Raw genomic sequence first — 21,833 nt, 5'->3', positions numbered from 1 at the left:
TCCCTCTTCCCCGGCAGGTGCTCCGAATGGACACGCAGACGGTCTCCGCCGCACGGACGGAAACCCCCACCACAACCGCGCTCAAGCCCAACGCCCTCGGCGTCATGGGCATCCTCTTCTTCGTACTGTCCGGCCAGGCCCCGCTGACCGGCATCGCCGGCGCCGCCCCGATCTCGGTGGCCATGGGCAACGGGGCGGGCACACCGGCCGCCTATCTGCTGGCCGGGATCGTGATCCTCCTCTTCTCGGTCGGCTTCGTCGCCATGGGCAGGCACGTCGTCGACGCCGGCGCCTTCTACACCTACATCGGCGCGGGACTCGGCAGGACCGTGGGAGCGGGCAGCGCGAGCGTCGCCCTGGCCGCGTACTGCGCCATCCAGGCCGCGATGTACGGCCTGTACGGCGCCACCGTCAGCGCCCTCGTCGCCGACCACACGTCGCTGGACCTCCCGTGGTGGGTCTGCGCGCTCGTCACCATGGCCGTCGTGCAGGGGCTGGGGGCGGCCGGCATCGAGATGGGGGCCAGGGTGCTCGCCGTGTTCGTGCTCGCCGAGTTCGGCGTCCTGCTCGCCTTCGGCCTGGTCACGCTGTTCACGGGCGGCGGGCCGGAGGGGCTGGGAGCGGCGGAGAGCTTCTCCCCGTCGGCGGCTCTCCAGGGCGCTCCCGGGGTCGCCGTGATGTTCGCCGTGGCGTCGATGTTCGGCTTCGAGGCGACCGCCATCTACGGCGAGGAGGCCAGGGACGCCAGGAGGACGGTGCCACGGGCGACCTATCTCTCGGTGGTCGTGGTCACCGGCTTCTTCGCCTTCATCTCCTGGATGCTGATCTCGGCCCACGGCGCTTCGAAGGCTCCGGGGGAGGCGCGTGAGGCGCTGTCGGCCGGCGACTCCTCGGGCTTCGTCTTCGGGCCCGTCGCCGACCAGTTCGGCGGCTGGGTGGACGGCGTCCTGCCGGTCCTCCTGGCGACATCGCTGTTCGCCGGAATCCTCACCTTCCACAACTCCGCCAACCGCTACCTCTTCTCGCTCGGCCGCGACGGACAACTCCCTGCTGCCCTGTGCCGTCTCAACTCCCGTCGCTCACCCTGGATCGCGGGCTGCGTGCAGAGCGCCGTGGCACTCGTCCTGGTCATGCCGTTCGCGCTGGCCGGCCAGGACCCGGTGCTCACGCTCTTCTCCTGGCTCAGCGGTCTCGCGGTGCTGGCGATGATGCTGCTCTACCTGCTGACGTCCGTCTCCGTCGTGGTGTACTTCCGCCGCCGGCGCGAGGACACCCGCACCTGGAACACCCTGGTGGCCCCGGTGCTCGGCAGCCTGGGACTCGCCGGCGCGATCTGGCTGATCCTCGCCAACTTCACCACCCTGATCGGCGGCGAGGCCGGCACCGCGGCATGGCTCGTACTGTCCGTGCCCCTCGTCATGGCCGTCGGCGCCGCCAACGAACGTGTACGGCGCCGGCGCCCGAACCCCCCGCCCCCACCGGTGGACCGGGCCGCCTGACCCGTAAGCAGACCGAACCGCACCCCGACGTGGTCTGGAGGACCGCATGACCGCTGCCACCCACGACACGTGGATCCGACGGGCCGAGAAGCTCGAACCGCACGGTGCCCATCTGATCGACGGCGCCGGTGAATCCGGCGGCGGCGCCACCTTCCGCGCCGTCTCGCCCCGCGACGGCCGGGTCCTGGCCGAGGTCGCCGACGGCGGCGAAGCCGAGGTGGACGCCGCCGTCGCCGCCGCGCGACGCGCCTTCGACCACGGCCCCTGGCCGCGACTCGCGCCCGCCGAACGCGGCCGGATCCTCACCCGCGTCGCCGACCTCCTCGACGAGAACCGCGAGGAGCTCGCCCTCACCGTCAGCCTGGAGACGGGCAAGCCGATCAGCGACGCCCACGACATCGAACTCCGGGCCGTCGTCAACACGTTCCGCTGGTACGGGCAGCTCGCGGACAAGCTCACCGACGAGTCACCGCACACCCCGCACGACGCCCTCGCGCTCGTGACCAGGGAACCCGCCGGAGTCGTCGGCGCCGTCGTCCCCTGGAACTTCCCCCTCACCCTGGCCGGCTGGAAGATCGCCCCTGCACTCGCCGCCGGATGCACGGTCGTGCTCAAGCCGTCGGAGCGCTCCCCGCTCTCCGCCCTGCTGCTGGGCCGCATCGCCCTGGAGGCGGGGCTCCCCGCCGGGGTGCTCAACGTCGTGAACGGCGACGGCCCCGTGGCGGGCCGGGCCCTTGGCCTCCACCCCGGGGTCGACGTCCTCGCCTTCACCGGATCCACCGCCGTCGGACGGCAGTTCCTGCGCTACTCGGCCGACTCCAACCTCAAGCGGGTCTGGCTGGAACTGGGCGGCAAGTCACCCAACATCATCCTCCCCGACGCCCCCGACCTCGCCAGGGCGGCCGCCACCGCGGCCTGGGGCATCTTCTTCAACCAGGGCGAGATGTGCACCGCCCCGTCCCGGCTCCTCGTCCACTCCTCCGTCGCCGAAGAGGTCACCGAGGCCGTCGTGGCCCACGCCCGGGCCCTGCGCGTGGGCGACCCGCTCGACCCCGCCACGCAGATGGGGGCCCTGGCAGGGGAGGAACATCTCGCCCGGGTGCTCGGCCATGTCGATGCCGCGTCCGCCGACGGCGCCCGGCTGCGCACGGGCGGCTCACGCACCCTGGCCGAGACCGGCGGCACCTACCTGGAGCCCACCGTCTTCGACCGGGTCGCCCCGGACAGCCGCCTCGCCCGCGAGGAGGTCTTCGGCCCCGTCCTGTCCGTGCTCACCTTCGACGACCTCGACGAGGCGGTCTCCCTCGCCAACGACACCGAGTACGGTCTCGCCGCCGGACTGTGGACCTCGGACCTGTCCACCGCCCACCAGCTCTCCCGCGCGCTCAGGGCGGGCACCGTCTGGGTCAACTGCTACGAGGAGGGCGACCTCACCGTCCCCTTCGGCGGGATGAAGCAGTCCGGCAACGGCCGGGACAAGTCCGCCCACGCCCTGGAGAAGTACATGGAACTGAAGACCACCTGGATCCAGCTGTGACCCGCCGCCCGCTGATCGCCGTACCCACCCGCTTCTCCGCGAGCACCTCGGCACTGCGCTACGCGGCGGAGGTCAACGCGCGCGCACTGGTCGAGGCGGTCTGGCGGGCGGGCGGCGAGCCCGTCGGCATCCACCCGCACGCCCCCGGAGGCACCGCCGACCCGGCCGAGGTCGCCTCGCGTCTCGCCTCCTTCGACGGGCTGCTGCTCCCCGGAGGCGGAGACCTCTCCCCGCACCGCTACGGCGCCTCGCACACCCACGAAGAGGTCTACGACGTCGACGACGAACAGGACGCCTTCGACCTGGAGCTCGCCCGCCAGGCCCTCGCGAGCGGACTCCCGCTCCTGGCCGTCTGCCGCGGACTTCAGGTGGTCAACACCGTGCTGGGCGGGACGCTGCACCAGGACATGGGCGGCCCCGGACGCGATCACCGGCATGTCGTCCACCCCGTCTCCGTGTCCGCAGGTTCGGACCTGGCCCGGACCCTGGGCGTCGACAAGACGGAGGCGTCCTGCTACCACCACCAGCACGTGAACCGGCCGGGTCAGGGGCTGACCGTCACGGCCCGCGCGGCCGACGGGACCGTCGAGGCCCTCGAACTCACCGGGAGCGAGGGCTGGTTCCTGGCCGTGCAGTGGCACCCGGAGGACACCGCGTCCACGGACCCGGTGCAGCACCGCCTGTTCACGGCCCTGGTCGGGGCCGCGCGGGGAGACCGCTGAGGCTGGGCGTCCGGCCGCTCCCACTCCGTACGGGAGCGGCGGGTCAGCCCTTCGCGCGCCGGCCGCTGCGGCGGGGGGAGGGCTTCTCGCCGTTCAGCAGGGCCGCGCGCCGGTCCTCGCCCTCCTCCTCGACCTGGAGGACCACCCGCCGCAGCCCGTCGGCGAGTTCACGGCACTCCTGGTCGCTCAGCCGGCCGGTGACGAAGGCCTCCTCCTCGTTGAACTCGGGGAAGACGCGTCGCATGAAGTCCTCGCCCTGAGGCGTCAGCGCCAGGAGCACGAGACGGCCGTCCGTCGGGTGCCCGGTGCGCCGCAGCAGCCCACGCGACTCCAGCGTCCGGGCGACCCCGGTCAGCGTCCCCTTGGAGACCCCTGACTCCTCCGCCACGTGGCGGGTCTCGGACTCGCCCCACACCCACACCACCCACAGCACCACGAAGGCGGTCCAGGTCAGGTCGGCGCCCCGCAGCACCGAGTTCTCCAGGTGCTGGCGCACGGCCGACGCGGCCCGGTAGATGTTGGCCACCGCGGCCATCTGCTCGCGGCGGACTGGGATGCCGCCGAGCTTCTCCCCGGCGAGCTTCTCCGCCTCGCTGATGGAACGCTGGCCTGGCACGGTGGCTCCTCGCGTCGACGCCGGACCGCGGTCCCGCAGGCCCCGCGGTCGTCCGGCCACACATTCTACGGGCGTCACCGCCGTACTCGTCCGGTTCGCCCGGGGCCGGGAGGCCGCCTTCGTCCACGCCCGGAGGCTCACCCGCCTGACGACGGGGAAGCCCCCGGGCGTGGAGGCTCCTCCGCCGGACGGCAGGGAAGCCCCGGGGCCGGGGGCTCCCGCCCGCGGCCCCGGTAGGTTCACCCCTGGCCCCGCCCCAGCAGCGGCGGAGTCGTGCTCGCCCACGCGGCCGCCCCCTCGTAGGCGTGGGCCAGCTGCAGGACGGCCAGGTCGGCCCGGTCCTTGCCGATCAGCTGCACGCCGGTGGGCAACCCGGCGGCGTCGAGACCGGCCGGAACGGCGGCGACCGGCAGACCGCTCAACGACCAGGGCGCGACCGTCTCCATCCACCGGTGGTAGGTGTCCATCCGGCGGCCTCCCACGGAGGCGGGCCAGTGGACCTCCTTGTCGTAGGGGAAGACCTGCGTCGTGGGAGCGAGGACGTAGTCGTAGGTGTCGAAGAGCCTGCGCAGGGACTGGTGGAACCGGTCGCGCGCGGCTACGGCACGCGAGATGTCCAGGGCGCTCAGGCCGACCCCGTGCTCCACCTCCCAGACCGCCTCCGGCTTCATCCGGGAGCGGGTCCCGGGATCCGCGTACAGGTCGTGAAGGCCCAGGTTGTTCCACCACCGCCAGGCGAGGAACGTGCTCCAGACCTCCTCGGGCGGCATGTCGGGGACGGCCTCGTCGACCGTGCAGCCGAGGGACTCGAAGGCGGCGAAGGACCTGCGGCACACGTCCAGCACGCCCGGCTCGAAGGCCAGGTGACCGTTCCAGTCCCCGACCCAGGCGATCCGGGTGCCACGGAAGTCGCGCTTCAGTGAGGCGGCGAACACCTCGGGATCCTCGTCGATCCCGAGCGGTGCGCTCGGGTCGGGACCGGCCATCACGGACAGCAGGGCGGCCACGTCGGCGACCGTACGGCCCATCGGTCCCGCGGTCCCGAGCTGGGCGACGTACCCCGGGTTGGGGACCCGTCCCGCGCTCGGCCGGAAACCGACCACACCGTTGAAGGCGGCCGGGTTGCGCAGCGACCCCATGTAGTCGCTGCCGTCGGCGACCGGCAGCATCCGCAGCGCCACCGCCGAGGCGGCGCCCCCGCTGCTGCCTCCCGCCGTCAGCGACGGGTCGTAGGCGTTGCCCGTGGTGCCCCAGACGGAGTTGTACGTCTGGGACCCCAGACCGAACTCAGGGGTGTTGGTCTTGCCGATGACGACGGCCCCGGACCGCTTGATCCGTTGCACGAAGAGCGCGTCGGTGGAGGCGATCCGGTGCCGGTGCACGGGGGAACCCTCCGTCCAGGGAAGGCCCTTCGCGGGGGAGAGGTCCTTGACCGCGTGCGGCAGCCCGTGCATCCAGCCCAGGTAGCGGCCCCGGCGCAGATCGCGGTCCCGTTCCCTGGCCTCGTCCAGGCAGGCTTCCGGATCGCGCATGCCGACGACGGCGTTCACCTTCGGGTTGAACTCCTCGATGTGGCGCAGGTAAGCCTCCATGACCTCCTCGCACGACACCTGACGGAGCTTCACGGCCGAGGCCAGGTGACGGGCCTCCAGGGTGACGATCTCGTCGGGGCGCACCGGACGGCGGCCGGTTCCGGCCACCGCGCTCGCCGGAGCGGCTCCGCCGAGCGCCGCGCCCGCCCCCAGGGCCCCTGACGCCGACAGGAAGCGCCGTCTGCCGAGAGAGGTCGTGGGGGAGTCGGCGGAGGTCCGGCGGGGTGCACTGGGCATGAGGCCTTCCAGAGGGATCGGGCCGGACGCCGCTCGGTGTGTCCGGGCGGCGGACACGCGGCGTGCGGGCGAAGGAGGAGCCGGCGGCGCGGGGCGGGCGGATCGGCGCCACGGTCCGGGCCGGCCGGCGGAGCCCGCTCCCAGATCGCGGTGGGGCCCTCAGGTGCCGGCGAGTCACCCGCCCGCCGATGGGCAGCGCGGGACTCCCCTGCTTGTTTGATCCCAAACGATAAGAGGGCGGTGAAGTGAACGCAAGGGTCGACGCCCGTACGGCGACAAGGGTGCGATCGCGAGTGAACTGTCCTGCGGCCGCCACGTCAAGAGGCGTGCATGTTCAAGAAGTGAACGAGGTGGTCGCCGAAGGGTCGCCGCGCATGGGTACGGACCAATCTCGACGTGAAGTATTGACGCCTCTGTTCCAGCGCGGTTAACTCCAGCCGCAACCCCGGTACCGGTTCCGGTACCGGTTGCGGAACCGGTACCACCGCTGCTTCAACTCCCCTGCCCCGCCTTGTCCCTGGAGGCCCCGATGCGTGTCACCATCGCCGATGTCGCCCGCGAGGCCGGCGTCAGCAAGACGACCGTGTCGCGGGTCATCAATCTCAAGGGGGAAGTGGACGGTTCGACGGCGGCCCGTGTTCGTGAAGTGATCGCACACCTGGGCTACGTACCCAGCTCGGGGGCCGTCGGACTGGCCCGTGGGAGCAGCCGCACCGTCGGGATGCTGGTGCCCTCGCTCACCTGGCCGTGGATGGGGGAGGTGCTCCAGGGTGTGGTCGACACGGTCGAGGCCGCCGACTACGGGCTGCTGCTCTTCACCTGCAACCGGGGTGCCGAGTCCGTCGAGCGCTTCACCACCCAGGTGTCGGCGCGCGCCTTCGACGGTCTCGTCGTCGTCGAGCCGGAGAACACGCTCGACCAGCTCACCGCCCTGCACCACTCCGGCCTGCCGATCGTGCTGATCGACGACCGGGGGCACCACCCCGAATTCCCCTCCGTCGTGACCACCAATCACGAAGGGGGAGCGTCCGCGGCCCGCCATCTCCGGGCCGCCGGCCGCACCAGACCCCTGGTCGTCACCGGTCCGAGCCACTTCGGCTGCGTACGCGACCGGCTCGAAGGGTTCCGTTCGGTCCTGCCCACCGATCTGGTGGTGCACGGGGACTTCACCGAGCGCGGGGGCCGTCTCGCCGTCGAGGAACTCCTCGCCGCCGGGACGGAGTTCGACGCGGTGTTCGCCCACAACGACATCACCGCGGCGGGCGTCCTGCGCGCACTGAGGGCCGCCGGCCGCCGCGTACCCGACGACATCGCGGTGGTCGGCTTCGACGACATCCCGATGGCCGAGCACACCGAACCGCCGCTGACCACCGTGCACCAGCCCACGCGCCAGATGGGCGAGGCCGCGGCCCGGCTGCTGCTCGCACACCTCGGCGGCACCGCAGTACCGGACGGCCCCGTCGTCCTGCCCACCGAACTGGTCGTGCGCCACTCGGCGCCGTAACGGACCCGGCCCCGCCGGGCACCCGCCCGTATCCCCGCACCCGCCGCAACGGCACCCGCACCACCCGCCCCGGCGCGTCGAGCGCTGTCCATACCGGATCTCCCAGACCCGCAGTCCTCCTGGAGTCGCCATGTCCGTACGCCGCCGTCACACTCTGAGAGCGCTCTCAGTCGCCACTGCCGTGGTGGCTCTCGCCGCCGGCTGCTCGTCCGCCAACTCGGGTGCCAACAAGGGAGGTGGCGCCGGTGCCACCGGCGTGCTGACCCTCGGCAAGCCGGACGGCCCGCAGGCCGACAACAGCAACCCGTTCCTGGCCACCTCCGCGGCGGCCACGCTCGGTTACCGCTTCATGGTCTACGAGCCGCTGGCGATGCCCAACCAGATCCGCCCCACCGAGAAGGCCGATCCCTGGCTGGCGACCGCGTGGGACTGGGAGTCCAACTTCACCAAGCTCACCTTCACGCTCGACAAGCGCGCCAAGTGGGCCGACGGCAAGCCACTGACCGCCGCGGACGTGGCCTTCACCTTCGAACTCCTGAAGAAGCACCCGGCGCTCAACAGCAACGGCATCCCCTTCGACGGGATCGCGGTCGAGGGCGAGAAGGTCGTCCTGACCTTCAAGGACTCGCAGTTCGTCAACCAGAACAAGATCACCTCCACCTTCGTGGTGCCCAAGCACATCTGGGAGAAGGTCGAGAACCCGGAGACCTGGCCCAACCGCACCCCGGTCGGCTCCGGGCCGTACAAGCTGAAGACGTTCACCCCGCAGACGACGACCCTGGTCGCCACGTCCAAGTACTGGAAGGGCGAGACCAAGGTCAAGGAGCTGCGCTACACCGGCTACAACGACAACAGCGCCGCCACCACGGCGCTGGCCAGCGGCAAGCTGGAGTGGTCGTTCGTCTTCATGCCGAACTACAAGCAGCTGTACATCGCCAAGGACCAGAAGAACCACAAGCTGTGGTTCCCCTCCGGCCTCGGCATCCACGGCCTGTGGTTCAACACGGCCCGCAAGCCGTTCGACAACCCGGCCGTGCGCAAGGCCATGGCCATGGTCATCGACCGCAAGGCGATCCACATCCAGGCGCAGGCGACCCTGTACCCGGAGATCACCAACCCGACCGGCATCCCGCTGCCCGCCGGTGAGCCCTTCCTCGCGCCCGAGTACAAGAGCGCCACCACGGCCCCCGACGTCGCCGGGGCCAAGAAGGTCCTCGCGGACGCGGGCTTCAAGCTCAGCGGCGGTGTCCTGAAGGACCCGAGCGGCAAGCCGGTGACGCTGACCTTCACCGACCCGGCCGGCTGGAACGACTACATCACCGGGCTCTCGATCATCAAGGACAACATCAAGCAGCTGGGCATCGAGGCGAAGGTCAAGACCCAGACCGCCGAGGCGTGGGGCACCGACGTCGCCACCGGCAACTTCGACGCCACCCTGCACTGGACCAACAGCGGTGCCACGCCGTACGACATGTACCAGAACATCATGGACGAGGCGATCCTCCAGCCCATCGGCAAGTCCTCCCAGGTGGGCAACTTCGGCCGCTTCAAGAGCCCGGAGGCGACCGCCGCGCTGCGGGAGTACGCCAACGCCACCGAGGACGCCACGCGTACCAAGGCCATGAACACGCTGCAGAAGATCATGGTCGAGCAGGCGCCGGTCATCCCGACCGCCGCGGCCCCGATCGGCGCCGAGTACTCCACGAAGAACTGGGTGGGGTGGCCGACCGAGCAGGACCCGTACGCAGCCCCGCAGCACACCCAGCCCGACGCGCTGGAAGTCGTGCTGAACCTCAAGCCCGCCAAGTAAGTACGGGGAAGAACCGGCCATGACCACCGAACAGTCCGCAGACGTGCGCACCGCGAACGAAGTGGTGCTCGAAGCACGCGGAGTCACCAAGCACTTCCCCGTACGGCGTACCGCCGGCGACATCGTCGCCCGCAGACACCGCACCGTCCACGCCGTCGACGACGTCTCGCTGAAGCTCCGGCGAGGCACCGTCACGGCGCTGGTGGGGGAGTCGGGCTCGGGCAAGTCCACCGTCGCACGACTGCTCGCCCAGCTGTACCCGCTCACCGCGGGGGAGATCGAGCTGGGCGGCACGGCGGTGAAGGCCGGGCGTGGCCGGTCCTTCCGCACGTACGTCAAGCAGGTCCAGCTGATCTTCCAGGACCCCTTCGCCTCGCTCAACCCGGTGCACACCGTGCGCTACCACCTGACCCGCGCCCTGAAGATCCACGGCAGGGCGGGCAGCGGGGAGGCGGAACTGGAGAAGAACCTGACGGCCCTGCTGGAACGCGTCCAGCTGACTCCTCCTCATCAGTACCTGGACAAGTTCCCGCACGAGCTGTCGGGAGGGCAGCGCCAGCGCGTCGCGATCGCGCGCGCGCTCGGCGCCGACCCCCAGGTGCTGCTCGCCGACGAACCGGTCTCGATGCTCGACGTGTCGATCCGGCTCGGGGTGCTCAACCTGCTCCGCGACCTCAAGGAGCGGCTCCGCCTCGCGATCCTCTACATCACCCACGACATCGCGTCCGCGCGCTACTTTGCCGACACCACCCTGGTGATGTACGCGGGCCGGATCGTCGAGGGCGGTGACAGCGAGACCGTCACCCAGCACCCCGCACACCCCTACACCCAGCTGCTGATCGCCTCCGCCCCCGACCCGGACCGGGTCGCCGACGAGGCCGACCAGGAGGAGGCCGGGAGCGGCGAACCCCCGTCCCTGATCACCCCTCCGGCCGGATGCCGCTTCCACCCGCGCTGCCCCAAGGCGATGGAGCGCTGCCGCACCGAACTGCCGCCGCGCTTCGACCTGGCCGACGGCCAGTGGGCGGCCTGCTGGCTGTACGACCCCGCGACCGCGGGCGGACACGCCGGCGACGTGACCACGAAGGAGTCGGCGAAGTGAAGTACGTCCTCCAGCGCCTCGCCTTCTACGCCGTCACCGCGTGGGCCGCGATCACCATCAACTTCCTGATCCCCCGGCTCATGCCTGGGGACCCCGTCGAAGCCCTGCTCAGCAAGTACCAGGGCCAGCTCGACACCAGCGCCATCGCCTCGCTGAAGGCACTGTTCGGGCTGGACGAGAACCAGTCCATCTGGTCGCAGTACACCGACTACTGGTCGAGCCTGGCCCACGGCGACCTCGGGCTCTCCTTCACCTACTTCCCCACCCCGGTCGGCGAGGTGCTCTCCGACTCGATGCCCTGGACGCTCGCCCTGGTCGGCATCACCACCCTCATCAGCTTCCTGCTCGGCACCGGGATCGGCGTCTACAGCGGCTGGCGGCGCGGATCCTGGCTCGACAGCCTGCTTCCCGTCACCACCTTCATCTCCTCGGTGCCCTACTTCTGGCTGGGGCTCATCGCCATCGCGGTCTTCGCGGTCAAGTGGCCGATATTCCCCTTCGAGGGCGGCTACGACAGCTCCCTCGTCCCGGCCTTCGACTGGCCGTTCATCTCCAGCGCGCTCTACCACGGCGTGCTCCCGGGGGTGACGATCGTGCTCAGCGCGGTCGCCGGCTGGATCCTCGGCATGCGCAACATGATGGTGACGGTCTCCTCCGAGGACTACGTCATGGTGGCGCAGGCCAAGGGGCTCTCCGAGCGCCGTGTGATGTTCTCCTACGCCGCCCGCAACGCGGTGCTGCCCAACATCTCCGGCTTCGCGCTCTCCCTCGGCTTCATCGTGAGCGGCACCCTCCTGGTGGAGATGGTCTTCAACTACCCCGGCATCGGCTTCCGGCTCCTCCAGGCGGTCGGGGCGAAGGACTACCCCCTGATGCAGGGCGTGTTCCTGGTCATCACGCTCTCCGTACTCGCCGCGAACCTGCTGGCCGACATGGCCTACGCCCTCCTCGACCCGCGCACCCGTAAGGAGGCGTAGTGGGCCTCTCTTCCGGGACTGGCCGGGCTCGCGTGGCCTGGCACGCGCATCCGCGGCGTTGTCGTCACTCGACGACGCTCCGCGTCGCCTCCCTCCTCCGCCTTGCGGCTGCACGCACCAGACCACGCTCCCTGATCCGGCCCGCCCCGGAAGAGAGGCCCTGAGCCATGTCCGTCACCGCCACCGACGTAGCCGTACTGGACGACGTCCCCGCCCCCGCCCCGCCGACCAGGGCCAGGCTGCGCTTCCTGCGCGGGGGCAAGACCCGCACCGGGCTGCTGATCCTCGCGTTCTTCGTGCTCCTCGCCGTCATCGGCCCCTGGATCGCGCCCTACGACCCCGACGCGATGAGCGACCAGCTGCTCCAGCCCCCGTCCTCCGCGCACTGGTTCGGGACGACGCACACCGGGCAGGACGTGCTCTCGCAGATCCTCGTCGGCACCCGGGGCGTGCTCGTCGTCGGATTCCTCGCCGGTCTCCTCGCCACCGTGCTGTCCGTGATCATCGGGGTCAGCGCGGGATTCCTCGGGGGAGCCGCCGACGAGGTCCTGTCGATGCTCTCCAACATCTTCCTGGTCATCCCCGGACTGCCGCTGATCATCATCATCGCGAGCTTCGTGGAGAACACCACGGACCTGCTGATCGCCGCGGTCATCGCCCTGACCTCCTGGGCCTGGGGATCGCGCGTCCTGCGGGCCCAGACCCTCTCCCTGCGGCGCCGCGACTACGTCGAGGCGGCCCGGGCCACCGGCGAGTCGACCTGGCGGATCATCCTCTTCGAGGTCATGCCGAACCTGACGGCGGTCATCGCGTCCGGATTCGTCGGGACCGTCATCTTCGCGATCCTCTCGGAGATCACCCTCGCCTTCATCGGCGTGGCCGACATCTCCCACTGGAACTGGGGCACCGTGCTCTTCTGGGCCCAGTCCAACCAGGCCCTGGCACAGGGAGCCTGGTGGTGGTTCGTCCCCGCCGGCCTCTGCATCGCCCTGCTGGGCACCGCCCTGTCACTGATCAACTTCGGCATCGACGAGTTCGTCAACCCGCGCCTGCGCACCGCCTCCGGCGCCTCCCGCAAGGTCCGGATGCGGGTCGGCTTCACCCCCGTGGCCCGGACCACAGCCCCCGCGGAGCCGGCCGCGCCCGCCTTCACCCCGGTGGTCCGCTCCGGCACCTCCGGGGAGCCGGTGCCCGCCGGTGCCCCCGAATCGCCCGGCACGCCCAGCAAGGAGCACAGCGAATGACCGCCGAGCCGATCCTCACCATCAGCGGCCTGAACGTCGACTACGGCACCGGGGCCGGCGGTGTGCACGCCCTGCGCGACATCGATCTCACCCTGCACCGCGGCGAAGTGCTCGGACTGGCCGGCGAGTCGGGCTCGGGCAAGTCGACGCTGGCGTACGCCGTCACCCGGCTGCTCTCCCCGCCCGGAGTGATCACCGGCGGTGACGTCCACTACCACCGCAAGGGCGCCGAGCCCGTCGACATCCTCTCCCTCACCCCGGACCAGCTGCGTGCCTTCCGCTGGCAGGAACTGTCGATCGTGTTCCAGGGAGCGATGAACTCGCTCAACCCGGTGCACACCGTGCACAGCCAGCTCACCGACGTACTGAAGGCCCACCGGCCCGAGATGCGGGCGGAGGAGAGGACCGCCCGCGCCGAGGAACTCCTCGGCCTCGTCGGGATCTCCGCCGACCGGCTCGCCGCCTATCCGCACCAGCTCTCCGGCGGCATGCGCCAGCGCGTGATGATCGCGATGGCGCTCGCGCTGGAACCCGAGATCGTCATCATGGACGAACCGACCACCGCACTCGACGTAGTGATGCAGCGTCAGATTCTGCGCAAGCTGGTCGAGCTCAGGGAACGGCTCTCCTTCTCCGTCGTGTTCATCACCCACGACATCTCGCTCCTCATCGAGTTCTCCGACCGGATCGCCATCATGTACGGCGGACGGATCGTCGAGCAGGCGGGAGCCGCGGACATCTACCGCGACCCGCGCCACCCGTACAGCGACGGCCTGCTGCACTCCTTCCCCGCGCTGCACGGCCCCCGGCGCGAGCTCAACGGCATCCCCGGATCCCCGCCCCACCTCTCGGCGATGCCCACCGGCTGCGCCTTCCACCCACGCTGCGCCAAGGCCTTCGAGCCCTGCTCCCAGCGGGTCCCCGTCCTTGCCGCGCCGGACGCCGGCCAGGACCGCGAGGTCGCCTGCTGGCTGCACGACTGACCGTGCGCCCGGCCGTCCGGCCGTTCCTCACCCCACAGAACAAACGGATCTACGGAGACCCATGAATCTCGTCACCCCCCGCAGCAGCCTGCAGCCCGCCGCCGTCCAGGGACTCCCTGCCGACTTCCGCTGGGGCGTGGCCACCTCCTCGTACCAGATCGAAGGAGCGGTGGCTGAGGACGGCCGCACCCCGTCGATCTGGGACACCTTCTGCCGGGTCCCGGGCGCCGTGCACCGCGCCGACCACGGTGACGTGGCCTGCGACCACTACCACCGGATGCCCCAGGACGTGGAGCTGATCGCCGGGCTCGGCGTCGACACCTACCGGTTCTCGCTCGCCTGGCCGCGTATCCAGCCGGGCGGCCGGGGGCCCGCCAACGCCAAGGGCCTCGACTTCTACAAGCGGCTGATCGACGAGCTCCAGGGGCGGGACATCACCCCCTGGATCACCCTCTACCACTGGGACCTGCCGCAGGAGCTGGAGGACGCCGGCGGCTGGCCGGCCCGCGACACGGCGCTGCGCTTCGCGGAGTACGCCATGCTCGCCTACGAGGCGCTCGGCGACCGGGTCGAGCACTGGACGACCCTCAACGAGCCCTGGTGCTCGGCGATGCTCGGCTACGCCTACGGGGCGCACGCCCCCGGCCGCACCGACATGGGCGACGCCATGGACGCCGTCCACCACCTGCTTCTGGGCCACGGCCTCGCCGCCCGGCAGATGCGCGAGGCCGCGGGGAGCAACCCCCTCGAGCTCGGCATCACCCTGAACCTCGGCACGGCCACCCCGGAGACCGACAGCGACGCCGACCGCGACGCCTGCCGCCGGGCCGACGGCATGGGCACCCGCCTCTACCTCGACCCCCTCGTCCACGGCCACTACCCGCGGGACGTGGTGGAGGACCTCGCCGCTCAGGGCATCGCGCTGCCCGTCCAGGACGGCGACCTCGACGCCATCGCCACCCCGATGGACGTGCTCGGCGTCAACTTCTACCGGGGCGCGGTGTTCTCCGGCGTCACCGAGGACGGGTCGACGACCGACGCCGACGGCCTGCCCGTCGTGCGCGGGATCGAGCGCGACCTGCCCCGTACGGCCATGGACTGGGAGATCACCCCGACCGAGCTGACCGACCTCCTGGTGCGGCTCCAGCGCGACTACGCGCTGCCGACCGTCATCACCGAGAACGGAGCCGCCTTCGAGGACACCGTCGCCGCCGACGGCTCCGTCCCCGACACCGGCCGCACCGCCTACCTCGCCGACCACATCGCCGCCGTGTCCGAGGCGCGCGCCCAAGGCGCCGACGTACGCGGCTACTTCGCCTGGTCGCTCATGGACAACTTCGAGTGGGCCTACGGCTACGACAAGCGGTTCGGCATCGTCCGCGTCGACTACGACACCCAGGAGCGGACGCTCAAGGACAGCGCCAAGTGGTACCGCGACACCATCCGGCTCACCCGCAACAGCCGATCCGAATAGGAGCATCCCGATGCCCTCTCGCGCGACCTTACTGGCCACCACCGCGGCAGCCCTGATCTCCCTCGCCACCCCCATGGCCCTCGCCGCCCCCGCCCCGGACCCCGCGGTGAAGGCCGCCGCCGCGGCCTGGGACACCGACAGGGCGGCGTCCGCCTACGCCGCGAACCCCGGCGCGGTCACCGCGTCCGGGAGCGAGAACGGCGGCACCCTTCCCGGCGCGGCCGCCGACGGCAACGCCGCCACCCGCTGGTCCAGCGACTTCGCCGACAACGCATGGATACGGATCGACCTCGGCGCCACCATCCGCATCAACCAGGTGAAGCTGGAGTGGGAGGCCGCGTACGGCAAGCGGTACGTCCTGGAGGTGTCGAGGAACGGCACCGACTGGACCCCCTTCTACACCGAGACCGAAGGCACCGGCGGCACCGTCACCGCACACACCTACCCGCAGGAGGTCACCGGCCGCTACGTCCGGATGCGCGGCGTCGAACGCGCCACCCCCTACGGCTATTCCCTCTTCTCCTTCCAGGTGTACGGCGGCGAGCCGGCCCCCGCCTCGACGACCCGCACCAACCTCGCCCTCAACCACCCCGCTTACGGCGACCTCTACCAGCACGCCGGGAACTCACCCGCCTACGTCACCGACGGCGGATGGCCCGCCGACCTCAAGGCCGACACCTCCCGCTGGTCCTCAGACTGGAACGCCTCGCGCTGGGTGGGCGTCGACCTCGGTGCCACCTCCGCCATCAGCAGCGTCGACCTGTACTGGGAGGCGGCCTACGCCGTCGACTACGAGATCCAGGTCTCCGACGACAACCGGACCTGGCGCACCGTCCACCGCCCCTCCGCCGCCGAGGTCGAGGCGCGGCGCGCCGACGTGAAGTCCCCGGGCGACGCGGTCGGCCGGCACGACACGATCACCCTGCCCACGCCCGCCACCGGCCGCTACGTACGGATGCTCGGCAAGGAGCGCCGCTCCTTCTACAACCCGGCCCCGTCCACCGCCCAGTTCGGCTACTCCCTGTACGAGTTCCAGGTCTGGGGCACCGGCGGCAGCGCGAACGCCGCCTACCCCGCGCTCCCCAAGAACCCCGGCGGCACGTACACCACGAAGTTCTTCGACGACTTCACCGGCTCCGGCCTGGACCGCTCCAAGTGGCGTGTGGTGCGCACCGGTACGGAGATGGGCCCGGTCAACGGCGAGTCGCAGGCGTACGTCGACTCACCCGCCAACATCCGTACGGAGAACGGCTCGCTGGTCCTGGAGTCGAAGTACTGCAAGGGCTGCACCTCCACGCCCAACGGCACCTTCGACTTCACCTCCGGCCGGATCGACACCAACACCAAGTTCGACTTCACCTACGGCAAGGTCAGCGCCCGCATGAAGCTGCCCGTCGGCGACGGCTTCTGGCCCGCCTTCTGGATGCTGGGCAGCGACGTCGACGACCCGGCGGTCTCCTGGCCCGGTTCCGGCGAGACCGACATCATGGAGAACATCGGCTACGGGGACTGGACCAGCTCCGCCCTGCACGGCCCCGGGTACTCCGCCGACGGCAACATCGGCAAGCAGCAGACCTACCCGGGCGGCGGCCGCGCCGACCAGTGGCACACCTACGGCGTCGAGTGGACGCCCGAGGGCATGACCTTCACCGTCGACGACCGCGTCGTCCAGCAGACCTCCCGCCAGAAGCTGGAGTCCACCCGCGGCAAGTGGGTCTTCGACCACAACCAGTACGTGATCCTCAACCTGGCCCTCGGCGGGGCCTACCCCGCCGGGTGGAACAAGGTCACCCAGCCCTACTGGGGCCTCCCGCAGTCCAGCGTCGACCGGGTCGCCCAGGGCGGCGTCAAGGCCGAGATCGACTGGGTGCGCGTCGAACAGAAGTGACCGGCCCCGCCCCGGCCGCCCCACAGCCCCCACCGCCCCACAGCCCCACCGCACGGAGACATCACCGGAGCAGGAAGAAAGAGCCGCATCATGTCCAGAACACCGCCCGCCCGCGCACGCCACCGCGCGAGACCGGCCACGGCCGCGCTCGCCGCGGCCACCGTCCTCGCCTCCCTCCTCGCCGGGGCCGTCCCCAGCGTGGCGGCCGACGCAGACGAACCCGCGCCCGTCCTGGTCGACCGTTACGAGGGCGAGGTGCCGCTCGGCAACCCGCCCGCCGACTCCCTCTTCACCTGGGGCGGCGACGCCGACGACCACCCGGCCATGAAGTTCGAGGAGCGCGCCGACGCCCCCGAGGGCGCCAAGGTCCTCTCCGGCACGTACGACATCAGCGCCTACGGGGGGTTCAGCCACGAGTTCGCCGTGGACCAGCCCCCGAAGGACTGGACCGCCCACAAGGGGGTCCGCTTCTGGTGGTACGGCCAGAACACCGCGCCATTGCCGCCCGGTTCGGGCAAGCGGATCAACTTCGAGATCAAGGACGGCGGAGCCAACGGCGGCGCCTCCGAGCTCTGGACGACCTCCTTCACCGACGACTGGGAGGGCTGGCACCAGGTCGAGATCCCCTTCGCGGACTTCGTCTACCGGGCCGACTACCAGCCCGTCGGAGGCATCGACCAGGTCCTCGGCCTGAACGAGATGTGGGGCTACGCCGTCACGTTCCCGACCGGCGCCCCCGGCTCCTTCGCCATGGACGCCGTGGAGCTCTACGGCAAGGCCGACCCGGCCCTGAAGTCGAGCGTCGTCGTCGACTCCGCCGTGCACACGGTCAAGGAGGGCGGCACCGCCGACATCGGGATCTCCGTCGCCACCACCGGCTCGGCCCCCACCGAGGAACCCGTCACCGTCGCGTACACCACCAAGGGCGGCAGCGCGGAGGCCGGGAAGGACTACACCCCGGTCTCCGGCACCCACACCTTCCCCGCGGGAACCGCCTCCGGCACCACCCACACGGTGACCGTGTCCACCACGAGGGACAAGGGCGCCGAGTCGGCCGAGACCATCCCGCTGGAGCTCACGGTCACCGGCGCCAAGGCGCCCAAGGAGAACCCGCAGGTCGTCATCGACGCCCACGGGCTGCCGTACCAGAACGCGAAGCTCCCGGTGGAGAAGCGCGTCAAGGACCTGCTGTCGCGGATGTCCCCGGCCGAGAAGGCCGGGCAGATGACGCAGGCCGAGCGCAACGCCCTCAGGTCGCAGGGCGACATCGCGACGTACGACCTCGGCTCGCTGCTCTCCGGCGGCGGTTCGGTGCCCACCCCGAACACGCCCGAGGCGTGGGCGAAGATGGTGGACGCCTACCAGCTGCGCGCGCAGGCCACCCGCTTCCAGATCCCGCTGATCTACGGCGTGGACGCGGTGCACGGCCACAACAACGTGATCGGCTCGACGATCATGCCGCACAACATCGGCATCGGCGCCGGCCGTGACCCGAAGCTCGCCGAGAAGACGGGCGCCGTCACCGCGAGCGAGGTCCGCGCCACCGGCATCCCCTGGGACTTCGCGCCCTGCGTCTGCGTCACCCGTGACGAGCGCTGGGGCCGTTCCTACGAGGCGTACGGCGAGGACCCCGCCCTGGTGAAGGCCATGGAGACGGTCATCACCGGCATGCAGGGCAAGGCCGACGGCAGCGACCTCGACCGCAACGACAAGGTGCTGGCGAGCGCCAAGCACTTCGTCGGCGACGGCGGCACGGAGTTCGGCTCCTCCACCACCGGCTCGTACACCATCGACCAGGGCGTCACCAAGGTCACCCGGCAGGAACTCGAAGCCGTGCACCTGGCGCCCTTCGAGGAGTCGGTGAAGCGGGGCGTCGGCACGGTCATGCCGTCCTACTCCTCGCTCGACATCATCGGCGACGACGCCGGCCCGGTGAAGATGCACGCCAACGCCGAGATGATCAACGGCGTCCTCAAGGACCGGATGGGCTTCGAGGGCTTCGTCATCAGCGACTGGCAGGCCATCGACCAGATCCCCGGTGACTACGCGAGCGACGTCCGCACCTCCGTCAACGCCGGCCTGGACATGATCATGGTCCCGACCGCCTACCAGGACTTCACGAAGACCCTCCAGGACGAGGTCACCGCCGGCCGGATCAGCCAGGCCCGGATCGACGACGCGGTGTCCCGGATCCTGACCCAGAAGTTCCGCCTCGGGCTCTTCGAGAAGCCGTACGCCGACACCACCCACCTCGACGAGGTCGGCTCCGCCGCCCACCGCGCGGTCGCCCGCGAGGCCGCCGCCAAGTCCCAGGTGCTGCTGAAGAACGACGGCCCGGTGCTCCCGCTCAAGGCCGCCCAGAAGGTGTACGTCGCCGGCTCCAACGCCGACGACCTCGGCAACCAGGCCGGCGGCTGGACCGTCAGCTGGCAGGGCGCCTCCGGTGCCACCACCACCGGCACCACCATCCTGGACGGGATCGAGAAGAACACCTCGTCGGCGACCTTCTCCCAGGACGCCTCCGCCCCGACCGACGGTTACGACGTGGGTGTCGTGGTCGTCGGCGAGAAGCCGTACGCCGAGGGCATCGGTGACGTCGGCAACGGCCACGACCTGGAGCTGTCCGACGCCGACAAGAAGGCCGTCGACACGGTCTGCGCCGCCATGAAGTGCGCGGTGCTCGTCGTCTCGGGCCGCCCCCAGCTCGTCGGGGACCGGCTCGGCGACATCGACGCCCTGGTCGCCTCCTGGCTGCCGGGCACCGAGGGCGACGGCGTCGCCGACGTCCTCTACGGCAAGCGGCCCTTCACCGGGCAGCTCCCGGTGACCTGGCCGAAGTCGGAGTCGCAGCTGCCGGTCAACGTCGGTGATGCGGACTACGACCCGCAGTTCCCGTACGGCTGGGGCCTCACCACCCTGAAGCCGGTGCCGGCCGGCGGCGAGGTCACCCTCACCGCCCTCGCGGTCGCCGCACAGGTCGCCGAGAAGGCCGGCCTCGGGAGGACGGCCGTGGGCAAGGAGATCGTCGACCGGGCCAGGCTCCTGGTCCAGCGGAAGACGGGCGGAAAGCTGACGGCGGCGGTGTCCAAGCCGTTCGCCGACGCCGACCACCTGCTGCTCACCGGTGACCTCACCGGCGCGGTGGCGAAGCTGCGTACGGCCTACCGGGCCGTGTAACAGCATGAGAGATGACCCGGGCGGGTGACGCATTTATCACCCGTTCGGGTTACTTTCGGAGTATGCGGAAGAGGCTGTTCGCTCCTTTGTGGGCCTGCCTGCTGCTGATTCTCACGGCGGCACTGCTGGCCATGTCCTCCACTGCCCACGCCGCCCCCGCCACGATCGACGACGCGGCGCAGGCGCTGCGCCAGGACCCCGTCTACGTGGACCCGGCGGCGGCCGCGCAGCTCCCGGCCTCCCAGGAGGCCGCCCTCGAGAAGAAGATCATCGACGCCGACAAGCCGGTCTTCGTTGCCGTGCTGCCCGCGACGTCCCAGTACCCGCCCGAGAACCTCCTGCAGAACCTGCGCAGCGACACCGGGATCACCGGTGTCTACGCGGTCCGTCTCGGCGACGGCTTCGACGCCGGCGCCGACCCGCAGGTGATGCCCACCCGGGCCGTGGACAACCTCACCACCGCGGTGAAGGCGCCCGGCTCCGACACGGACACCGCGACCCAGCTGAACGCCTTCGTGGACCGGGCCGTCGAGCAGGCCAGGGGCAGCGCCCCGCCCTCCTGGTCCGGCGGCGGCACCGCGGACGACGGCGCGGCGAACGGCGCCCCGGTCGCCGGACTGGTTGTGCTGGCGGGCGTGGTCCTGGTCGGCGGCGCGACGGCGTTCACCGTCGTGCGCCGCGGCAGGAAGCGCAGGGAGGAAGAGGAGCGGGCCGCCCTGGAGAAGCTCAGGGTCGTCGTCGACGAGGACATCACCGCGTACGGCGAGACCTTGGACCGGCTGGACTTCCACCCCGGTGAGAAGGGCGCCGACGACGCCATGCGCTCCGACTACGAGAGCGCGCTCGACTCCTACGAGAACGCCAAGTCCCGCATGGGCGAGGCCCGCCATCCGTCCGACGTACGCGGGGTCACCCAGGCCCTGGAGGACGGCCGCTTCTCGCTCGCCGTCCTGGAGGCCCGCCGCAAGGGCCGCGCCCTTCCGGCCCGGCGGCCACCCTGCTTCTTCGACCCCCGGCACGGCCCCTCGGTCGCCGACGTCCGGTGGACGCCCTCCGGCGGTGCGGCCCGCGAGGTCCCGGTCTGCGGTGCCGACCAGGTCCGGCTGCGTGAGGGCGAGGACCCGATGAGCCGTACGGTCGACGTCGGCGACGGCCGCCGGCGCCCCTACTGGGAGGCGGGCCCGGCCTACGGCCCCTGGGCCGGCGGTTACTTCGGCGGCGGCCTGCTCCCCGGCCTGCTGGTCGGCACCATGCTCGGCTCGATGCTCTCCACCCCCGCCTACGCGGCCGAGTACGGCGGCGGCGACTTCGGCGGAGGCGGGGGAGGCGACTGGAGCGGCGGTGACTTCTCCGGCTCCGACTTCGACTCCTCGGGCTTCGGCGGCGGAGGCTTCGGCGACGGCGGAGGGTTCGGCGGAGGTGGCGGCTTCGACGGCGGCGGGTTCTGATCCGCCTCGCCGGAGCACACGGA

15 protein-coding genes are annotated in these 21,833 nt (G+C 71.1%); 13 read left to right on the top strand and 2 right to left on the bottom strand.

The features are described 5' to 3' along the window. Nucleotides 1–26 precede the first annotated feature (26 nt). From ACGFNN_RS09365 to ACGFNN_RS09355, 3 genes are read left to right on the top strand one after another with little or no spacing between them, the layout of a single operon-like run. Nucleotides 27–1,499 carry an APC family permease gene (locus ACGFNN_RS09365; protein WP_393554298.1) on the top strand — a complete coding sequence of 491 codons (1,473 nt, stop codon included), beginning with the start codon at nucleotides 27–29 and terminating at the stop codon, nucleotides 1,497–1,499. Between the two features lie 46 nt (nucleotides 1,500–1,545). Beyond that, complete coding sequence (locus ACGFNN_RS09360; RefSeq protein ID WP_393554296.1) at nucleotides 1,546–3,036, top strand: aldehyde dehydrogenase; 1,491 nt, start codon at nucleotides 1,546–1,548, stop codon at nucleotides 3,034–3,036. Next, a complete protein-coding gene (locus tag ACGFNN_RS09355) occupies nucleotides 3,033–3,758 on the top strand; it encodes a gamma-glutamyl-gamma-aminobutyrate hydrolase family protein (RefSeq protein WP_393554294.1) in 726 nt (241 codons plus the stop codon). Before ACGFNN_RS09360 ends, ACGFNN_RS09355 begins: the two co-directional genes overlap by 4 nt. A gap of 43 nt (nucleotides 3,759–3,801) precedes the next feature. Here ACGFNN_RS09355 and ACGFNN_RS09350 read toward each other — a convergent pair whose 3' ends face one another. Continuing rightward, nucleotides 3,802–4,374 carry a MarR family winged helix-turn-helix transcriptional regulator gene (locus tag ACGFNN_RS09350; RefSeq protein ID WP_362541793.1) on the bottom strand — a complete coding sequence of 191 codons (573 nt, stop codon included), beginning with the start codon at nucleotides 4,372–4,374 and terminating at the stop codon, nucleotides 3,802–3,804. Between the two features lie 239 nt (nucleotides 4,375–4,613). After that, nucleotides 4,614–6,203, bottom strand: coding sequence for an amidase (locus ACGFNN_RS09345; RefSeq protein WP_393554292.1), 1,590 nt, complete (start codon nucleotides 6,201–6,203; stop codon nucleotides 4,614–4,616). A 529-nt stretch (nucleotides 6,204–6,732) separates the two neighbouring features. Between ACGFNN_RS09345 and ACGFNN_RS09340 the strand changes: the two genes are divergently transcribed. The 10 genes from ACGFNN_RS09340 to ACGFNN_RS09295 all read left to right on the top strand — a co-directional run bounded on the left by ACGFNN_RS09340 (nucleotide 6,733) and on the right by ACGFNN_RS09295 (nucleotide 21,810). Then, entirely contained in the window at nucleotides 6,733–7,707 is a 975-nt protein-coding gene (locus tag ACGFNN_RS09340) for a LacI family DNA-binding transcriptional regulator (protein ID WP_393554290.1), read from the top strand. A 130-nt stretch (nucleotides 7,708–7,837) separates the two neighbouring features. Beyond that, entirely contained in the window at nucleotides 7,838–9,517 is a 1,680-nt protein-coding gene (locus ACGFNN_RS09335; protein WP_393554288.1) for an ABC transporter substrate-binding protein, read from the top strand. Between the two features lie 19 nt (nucleotides 9,518–9,536). Beyond that, nucleotides 9,537–10,619 (top strand): ABC transporter ATP-binding protein, encoded by a 1,083-nt coding sequence (locus ACGFNN_RS09330; RefSeq protein WP_393554286.1) that lies wholly within the window; start codon nucleotides 9,537–9,539, stop codon nucleotides 10,617–10,619. Further along, the gene (locus ACGFNN_RS09325; protein ID WP_362541781.1) at nucleotides 10,616–11,596 is read left to right on the top strand and encodes an ABC transporter permease; all 981 of its coding nucleotides are present in this window, start codon (nucleotides 10,616–10,618) and stop codon (nucleotides 11,594–11,596) included. Before ACGFNN_RS09330 ends, ACGFNN_RS09325 begins: the two co-directional genes overlap by 4 nt. 167 nt (nucleotides 11,597–11,763) lie before the next feature. Continuing rightward, entirely contained in the window at nucleotides 11,764–12,840 is a 1,077-nt protein-coding gene (locus tag ACGFNN_RS09320; RefSeq protein WP_393554283.1) for an ABC transporter permease, read from the top strand. After that, nucleotides 12,837–13,823 (top strand): ABC transporter ATP-binding protein, encoded by a 987-nt coding sequence (locus ACGFNN_RS09315; protein WP_393554281.1) that lies wholly within the window; start codon nucleotides 12,837–12,839, stop codon nucleotides 13,821–13,823. Before ACGFNN_RS09320 ends, ACGFNN_RS09315 begins: the two co-directional genes overlap by 4 nt. 61 nt (nucleotides 13,824–13,884) lie before the next feature. After that, nucleotides 13,885–15,297 carry a GH1 family beta-glucosidase gene (locus ACGFNN_RS09310; protein ID WP_393554279.1) on the top strand — a complete coding sequence of 471 codons (1,413 nt, stop codon included), beginning with the start codon at nucleotides 13,885–13,887 and terminating at the stop codon, nucleotides 15,295–15,297. A gap of 10 nt (nucleotides 15,298–15,307) precedes the next feature. Then, nucleotides 15,308–17,185, top strand: coding sequence for a discoidin domain-containing protein (locus ACGFNN_RS09305; protein ID WP_393554277.1), 1,878 nt, complete (start codon nucleotides 15,308–15,310; stop codon nucleotides 17,183–17,185). Nucleotides 17,186–17,275: 90 nt separating this feature from the next. Beyond that, on the top strand, nucleotides 17,276–20,362 hold the full coding sequence (locus ACGFNN_RS09300; RefSeq protein WP_393554275.1) for a glycoside hydrolase family 3 N-terminal domain-containing protein: 3,087 nt from the start codon (nucleotides 17,276–17,278) through the stop codon (nucleotides 20,360–20,362). Between the two features lie 62 nt (nucleotides 20,363–20,424). After that, complete coding sequence (locus ACGFNN_RS09295) at nucleotides 20,425–21,810, top strand: hypothetical protein (protein ID WP_393554273.1); 1,386 nt, start codon at nucleotides 20,425–20,427, stop codon at nucleotides 21,808–21,810. Nucleotides 21,811–21,833: the final 23 nt, after the last annotated feature.

The sequence above is a fragment of the Streptomyces sp. NPDC048590 genome (genome assembly GCF_043199535.1).
GTDB lineage: Bacteria > Actinomycetota > Actinomycetes > Streptomycetales > Streptomycetaceae > Streptomyces.
Note: the sequence above shows the minus strand (reverse complement) of the source record. Positions and strands in the feature narration are given on the sequence as shown.

Excerpts from the sequence above, each read along its gene's own strand:
- ACGFNN_RS09360 (WP_393554296.1), top strand. The coding sequence starts at position 1,546 with ATGACCGCTGCCACCCACGACACGTGGATCCGACGGGCCGAGAAGCTC.
- ACGFNN_RS09340 (WP_393554290.1), top strand. The coding sequence starts at position 6,733 with ATGCGTGTCACCATCGCCGATGTCGCCCGCGAGGCCGGCGTCAGCAAG.
- ACGFNN_RS09365 (WP_393554298.1), top strand. The coding sequence starts at position 27 with ATGGACACGCAGACGGTCTCCGCCGCACGGACGGAAACCCCCACCACA.
- ACGFNN_RS09310 (WP_393554279.1), top strand. The coding sequence starts at position 13,885 with ATGAATCTCGTCACCCCCCGCAGCAGCCTGCAGCCCGCCGCCGTCCAG.
- ACGFNN_RS09295 (WP_393554273.1), top strand. The coding sequence starts at position 20,425 with ATGCGGAAGAGGCTGTTCGCTCCTTTGTGGGCCTGCCTGCTGCTGATT.
- ACGFNN_RS09330 (WP_393554286.1), top strand. The coding sequence starts at position 9,537 with ATGACCACCGAACAGTCCGCAGACGTGCGCACCGCGAACGAAGTGGTG.
- ACGFNN_RS09335 (WP_393554288.1), top strand. The coding sequence starts at position 7,838 with ATGTCCGTACGCCGCCGTCACACTCTGAGAGCGCTCTCAGTCGCCACT.
- ACGFNN_RS09300 (WP_393554275.1), top strand. The coding sequence starts at position 17,276 with ATGTCCAGAACACCGCCCGCCCGCGCACGCCACCGCGCGAGACCGGCC.
- ACGFNN_RS09305 (WP_393554277.1), top strand. The coding sequence starts at position 15,308 with ATGCCCTCTCGCGCGACCTTACTGGCCACCACCGCGGCAGCCCTGATC.
- ACGFNN_RS09320 (WP_393554283.1), top strand. The coding sequence starts at position 11,764 with ATGTCCGTCACCGCCACCGACGTAGCCGTACTGGACGACGTCCCCGCC.
- ACGFNN_RS09345 (WP_393554292.1), bottom strand. The coding sequence starts at position 6,203 with ATGCCCAGTGCACCCCGCCGGACCTCCGCCGACTCCCCCACGACCTCT.
- ACGFNN_RS09315 (WP_393554281.1), top strand. The coding sequence starts at position 12,837 with ATGACCGCCGAGCCGATCCTCACCATCAGCGGCCTGAACGTCGACTAC.